At 66.9% G+C, this 4,884-nt stretch carries 7 protein-coding genes; 6 read left to right on the top strand and 1 reads right to left on the bottom strand.

Annotation, left to right across the window (positions count from 1 at the left end; translation table 11 throughout):
- The 6 genes from ACIKT0_RS13015 to ACIKT0_RS12990 all read left to right on the top strand — a co-directional run.
- Positions 1 to 227, top strand: a 227-nt coding sequence (locus tag ACIKT0_RS13015) for a LysR substrate-binding domain-containing protein (RefSeq protein ID WP_474998502.1), incomplete at its 5' end; no start/stop codon positions are given.
- 277 nt (positions 228 to 504) lie between these two features.
- Positions 505 to 1,305: a transporter substrate-binding domain-containing protein gene (locus tag ACIKT0_RS13010; RefSeq protein WP_407105749.1), complete on the top strand. Its 801-nt coding sequence runs from the start codon at positions 505 to 507 to the stop codon at positions 1,303 to 1,305.
- Positions 1,306 to 1,391: 86 nt separating this feature from the next.
- Positions 1,392 to 2,150, top strand: coding sequence for an amino acid ABC transporter permease (locus ACIKT0_RS13005; protein ID WP_407105748.1), 759 nt, complete (start codon positions 1,392 to 1,394; stop codon positions 2,148 to 2,150).
- Positions 2,147 to 3,037: an amino acid ABC transporter permease gene (locus tag ACIKT0_RS13000; protein ID WP_407105747.1), complete on the top strand. Its 891-nt coding sequence runs from the start codon at positions 2,147 to 2,149 to the stop codon at positions 3,035 to 3,037. The genes ACIKT0_RS13005 and ACIKT0_RS13000 overlap by 4 nt, the downstream gene beginning before the upstream one ends.
- A 22-nt stretch (positions 3,038 to 3,059) precedes the next feature.
- A complete protein-coding gene (locus tag ACIKT0_RS12995) occupies positions 3,060 to 3,836 on the top strand; it encodes an amino acid ABC transporter ATP-binding protein (protein ID WP_407105746.1) in 777 nt (258 codons plus the stop codon).
- A 60-nt stretch (positions 3,837 to 3,896) separates the two neighbouring features.
- The gene (locus ACIKT0_RS12990; protein WP_407105745.1) at positions 3,897 to 4,394 is read left to right on the top strand and encodes a hypothetical protein; all 498 of its coding nucleotides are present in this window, start codon (positions 3,897 to 3,899) and stop codon (positions 4,392 to 4,394) included.
- Here ACIKT0_RS12990 and ACIKT0_RS12985 read toward each other — a convergent pair.
- Positions 4,384 to 4,884, bottom strand: a 501-nt coding sequence (locus ACIKT0_RS12985; protein ID WP_407105744.1) for an ATP-binding protein, incomplete at its 5' end; no start/stop codon positions are given. The genes ACIKT0_RS12990 and ACIKT0_RS12985 overlap by 11 nt on opposite strands.

Below are 4,884 nucleotides of genomic sequence, written 5' to 3'. Positions count from 1 at the left end.
CGGTCGAGGCCGGCGCGGGCGCGACGGTGATGTCGCGCCTGGTCGCGGAGGCGGCGCTGCGCGCCGGATCCCTGGTGGCGGTCAAGTTCCCCCTGCCCCGCCGCCGCTTTCTCGCGCTGATGCACCGGCAGCGCTACGTCACGCAGGCGCTGAAAGCGTTTCTGGCCGGGCTCGGCGCGCCCGCCGACGCGGACGTGGGATCGGCCGGGTCACCCGGTCGCGCATAGCTCGACCACGCATTTCTTCGCGCGGAGCCCTCGGCCTGGAGGCTGCGGCCCGCGGCCTCGACGCAGCTTGTTCGAGGGGCGGCCCGGGCCGGCTCGGCGTCCTGCCGATTCGTTTCGGGACGCTGTAAGTCGCCTGCTCGCCTTCAATCAAGGCAAGGCGCATTCATGGGCGCCATTCGCTGGCTGCCGCTTGACGCTGCTCCAACTTTGGTGACGCTAAGAACCGACAGGACGTCTGCGCTTGTCGCCAGACGCCGCTCCGGAAGGATGTCTGACAATGAAGAAGCTGATCTTCGGCTCGATCGCCCTGCTCCTGGCCGGAGCAGCGCCCGCCGCGGCGGACGTCATGGAGCAGGTCAAGCAGCGCGGCACGCTCGTGGTCGGGGTCAAGGCGGACTACAAGCCGTTCGGCTTCCGCGATCCCTCGGGGGCGGTGGTCGGGATCGAGCCGGACCTCGCCGCGGACATCGCGAAGCGGCTCGGCGTGAAGCTCGAGCTCGTGCCGGTGGTCGCCTCGAACCGGATCGAGTTCCTGAACCAGGGCAAGATCGACCTGCTGATCGCGACCATGTCGGACAAGCCCGAGCGTCGCAGGAGCGTGCTGGCGGTCGACCCGCAGTACTATTCCGACTCGGTCAACGTCCTGATGAACAAGAAGGCGAAATACACCAACTGGGAGGACCTGAAGGGCAAGACCCTCTGCGCCACCTCCGGATCGTTCTACAACAAGGATGTCGCAGAGAAGTACGGCGTCCAGATCAAGGCTTTCGACGGTTCGGACAAGCCGCTGTTCGCCCTGAAGCAGGGCGAGTGCATCGGTTACTTGTATGACCAGACCTTCGTTCAGGGAAAACTTCTCGACGACGAATGGAAGTCCGGCTACTACATGCCGCTTCCTGGCATCCTCGAGACCCCGTGGATCATGGCGGTCAAGAACGGCGAGGACGGCTTCCAGAAGTTCCTCAGCGAGACCACCATCGACTGGTTCAAGAACGGCACGGTGGTCGAGGAAGAGCAGAAATGGGGCATCCAGCCCACCGACTATTCGCAGCGCATGCGCGACAAGCACAAGGGCTGAGCCGGGGCGGCGCGCCGGCCTAGCCCGGCGCGCCTGTGGCCGGCCACGGCCGGCCCAAAGCTTCTCCTTGGCGGGCGCGAGGACCGATGGAAGCGTTGGCGGAGTGGGCTCGAAGCCTCTATGAGACGACCGGGATCAATCTAAGCTACATCTATGATCCCTGGGACCGGGCGCGGTTCCTTTCCGGCCTGTGGATGACGATCTATCTCAGCGTCGTCGGCGTGGTTTTCAGCCTCATCATCGGCGCGGTCGGCGCCTGGGCGCAGAGTTCGCCGCTGGCGCCGCTGCGCTGGGCGGTGAACGCCTTCGTCACGTTCTTCCGCAACACGCCGCCGCTCGTCCAGATCCTGTTCTTCTATTTCGGTCTCAGTCCGCTGCTGCCGCGCGTCGAGGATCCCGACGGCATGATGCAGCCGCTGCTGAGCTCCGTGCAGTGGGCGATCATCGCGCTGTCGCTGTTCGCAGGCGCCTTCAACATCGAAATCTTCCGCTCGGGCATCGAGGCGGTGCCGAATTCGACCAAGGAGGCCGGCGAGGCGCTCGGCTACACGCGGCTTGGCGTCTATCGCCACATCGTCCTGCCGCTCGCGCTCAGGGTCTGCCTTCCCGCGCTGAACAACAATCTCGTCAACCTGCTCAAGGTGACGTCGCTCGCCTACGCGATCGCGGTTCCGGAGTTGCTCTACGTCTGTAAGCAGATCTGGACCGACCGCCAGAACGTGCCGGAGATGATGATCACCCTGCTCGTCGTCTACGTTCTGCTCGTCGGCGTCCTGGTCTGGATGATGCACCGGTGGGAGCGCGCGCTGGCGATCCCGGGCTATGGACAGGGAGGCGTCCGATGACCCCGGAGCGCGATCCCTCGTTCCGTCCCATGGCTGTGCTGCTCCCGCTGCGGCCCCGCGAGCCGGAGCCGCTCCCGCGCATCACCACGCGGCACTCCCTCCTGTTCGTGACCGCGGTGCTGCTCATCGCGACCGTCGCCCACGCGCAGGCCCCGGCGGCTCCGGTCGCGGCGCCCGCGGCGGAAGCGCTGACGCAGGCGCCGGCGACGGCGTTGACCGTGATCATCAAGTGGCTGCCCCTTCTGATGAAGGGCTTCCTCTTCAACATCCTGATCTCCGTGCTGGCCATGGCGCTCGGCACGGTCGCCGGGCTGATGCTCGGTCTGGCGCAGATCAGCCAGCATCGCTGGCTCCGGCAGTTCGCCTGGGTCATCACGCAGTTCTTCCGGAACGCGCCGTGGCTCGTGCTGCTGTTCTTCGCGATGTTCATGATCCCGTACCAGTTCACCGTGTTCGGCTACGTCATCCCGTTCCCGGACTGGGTGAAGGCGATCATCGGCTTCGGCCTGCCCGTCATGGCGAACGTCGCCGAACTGCTGCGCGGGGCGATCCGGTCGATCCCGAACGGCCAGTGGGAGGCCGCTGAATCCCTGGCCTTCTCGCGCAACAAGACGCTGTGGCTGATCATCCTGCCGCAATGCGTGAAGCGCATGCTGCCGCCCTGGATGAACCTGTATTCGCTGATCACGATGGCGACCGTGATGGCGAACCTCGTCGGCGTGTCCGAGATGCTGACGCTGACCGCGGAGGTTCACGCCGCCGAGGGCGGGCGTCCAGAGCTGCTCGCGCCGCTCTACGGCTTCGCGATGCTGTGCTTCTTCGTCTACTGCTGGCCGATCGACCGGGCGACGCAGTATCTCGAGCGTCGCTTCCACGTGAAGACCTGACCGCACGGCAAGGAGACCGGTCTTGAAAGCTCCCATCGGCGCACCCGCCGCCGCCCCCTGGACTCCGGATCAGCCGATCGTAAGCATCCGGTCCGTGCGGAAGTCGTTCGGCGCGCTCGAGGTGCTGAAGGATGTCTCGCTGGACGTCCGGAAGGGCGAGGTGATCTGCATCATCGGCCCGTCGGGATCGGGCAAATCCACCCTGATCCGCTGCATCAACGCGCTGGTGCCGATCGACGAGGGCTCCATCCTGGTCGAAAATCAGGAGGTCAACGATCCCGCCCTCGACAAGCTGAAGCTGCGCCGCAAGGTCGGCATGGTGTTCCAGCAGTACAATCTGTTCCCGCACAAGACCGCCCTGCAGAACGTCATGATGGCGCCGATCCAGGTGCTGAAGCAGAACAAGGCGGAGGTGGAGGAGCGGGCCCGCAGCCTGCTGGCCAAGGTCCGGCTGACGGGCAAGGAGAACAGCTATCCGGGCGAGCTTTCAGGCGGTCAGCAGCAGCGCGTGGCGATCGCCCGGTCGCTTGCGATGCGGCCCGACATCATGCTGTTCGACGAGGTGACGGCGGCGCTCGATCCGGAGACCGTCAAGGAGGTGCTCGTCACGATCCGGGACCTCGCGGAAGAGGGCATGACCTGCATCCTCGTCACCCATGAGATGAAGTTCGCCCGCGAGATCGCCGACCACATCTACTTCACCGATCGCGGCGTGATCGTCGAGCATGGCCCGCCCGAGGAATTCTTCGCCGCCCCCAAGGATGAGCGCACGCGCGCCTTCCTCGGGCAGATCCTGTGAGCTGAGCGAACGCCCCGCCCTCCCTCCCCCTGGAGCCGCCATGGCGGCGCGCCCGCCGGCATGAGCGGGCTTCTGAAACGTGTCGCCTCGGTCCCGCTCGCGGCTTTCCTGCTGATCTACGAAGCGGGCGAGGCGCTGTTCAGGCGGCTCGTTCTACCGGCGATCGCCGTGCTCGCGCGCGCGCCCTTCTTCGTGCGGCTCGGCGCGGCGATCGCGGCGCTGCCGCCTCACGTCATCCTGGTCCTGCTGGTGGCGCCGTTCGCGGCGATCGAGCCGTTCAAGTACATCGGGCTCTACTGGCTGGCCGAGGGCAAGCTGCTGCTCGGCGCCGCCACCACGATCGCCGCCCATCTGGCGAGCATCCTGATCTGCGAGCGGATTTTTCACGTCGGCCGCCCGAAGCTGCTGACCATCGGCTGGTTCGCGCGCGGCTACTTCTTCCTCACCGGCCTGCGGGACGCGGCGCTCGCGTGGGTCCGCGCGACGCGCGTGTGGCGGGCGGGCGCCGCGCTGCTGAGACGGCTGCGGGCCTGGCTGCGACGGTTCTTCAGGGCGTGAGCTGCGCGAACTCCACCACGTCCACCGCATCTCCGAGAGCCGAGCGGGCGATATCGACCACGGCCATGTGATGCGTGAACAGGATCGGCTGAACCTTGCGGCCGATGGCGGCCAGCGCCCTGACACCGTGCGCAGTGCGGGCGTCGTCGAAGCTCGCGAACAGATCGTCCCCGATGAACGGAGCAGGCTCGGCGCGCTCGGCGTAATCCTCGAGATACGCCAGGCGCAGCGCCAGGTAGAACTGGTCTCGCGTGCCCTCGCTCAAGCCTGAGACCGGGCATGCCTCGCCCGAGGGCCGCAGCGCCACGAGCCTCTGGGCGTCGTCCTCGAACCGCTCCGCGACCCCGGAGAAGGCGCCGCCGGTGAGCTCCCGGAACAGCGCCGAGGCGCGCTCCAGCGTCGGGTCCCACCAAATTTCCGACCCGGGCCGAGCTCTGGAACCTGCGCGCCACCTTCGTTCGCAGCACCGGCCTCGGCACGCTGCTTGGCC

This window comes from Hansschlegelia beijingensis (assembly GCF_045505405.1).
GTDB classification, from domain to species: Bacteria; Pseudomonadota; Alphaproteobacteria; order Rhizobiales; family Methylopilaceae; genus Methylopila; species Methylopila beijingensis_A.
Note: the sequence above shows the minus strand (reverse complement) of the source record. Positions and strands in the feature narration are given on the sequence as shown.

Bases quoted from the DNA above. Each gene is read 5' to 3' on its own strand.
- ACIKT0_RS13010 (WP_407105749.1), top strand. From the start codon at position 505: ATGAAGAAGCTGATCTTCGGCTCGATCGCCCTGCTCCTGGCCGGAGCA.
- ACIKT0_RS13005 (WP_407105748.1), top strand. From the start codon at position 1,392: ATGGAAGCGTTGGCGGAGTGGGCTCGAAGCCTCTATGAGACGACCGGG.
- ACIKT0_RS13000 (WP_407105747.1), top strand. From the start codon at position 2,147: ATGACCCCGGAGCGCGATCCCTCGTTCCGTCCCATGGCTGTGCTGCTC.
- ACIKT0_RS12990 (WP_407105745.1), top strand. From the start codon at position 3,897: ATGAGCGGGCTTCTGAAACGTGTCGCCTCGGTCCCGCTCGCGGCTTTC.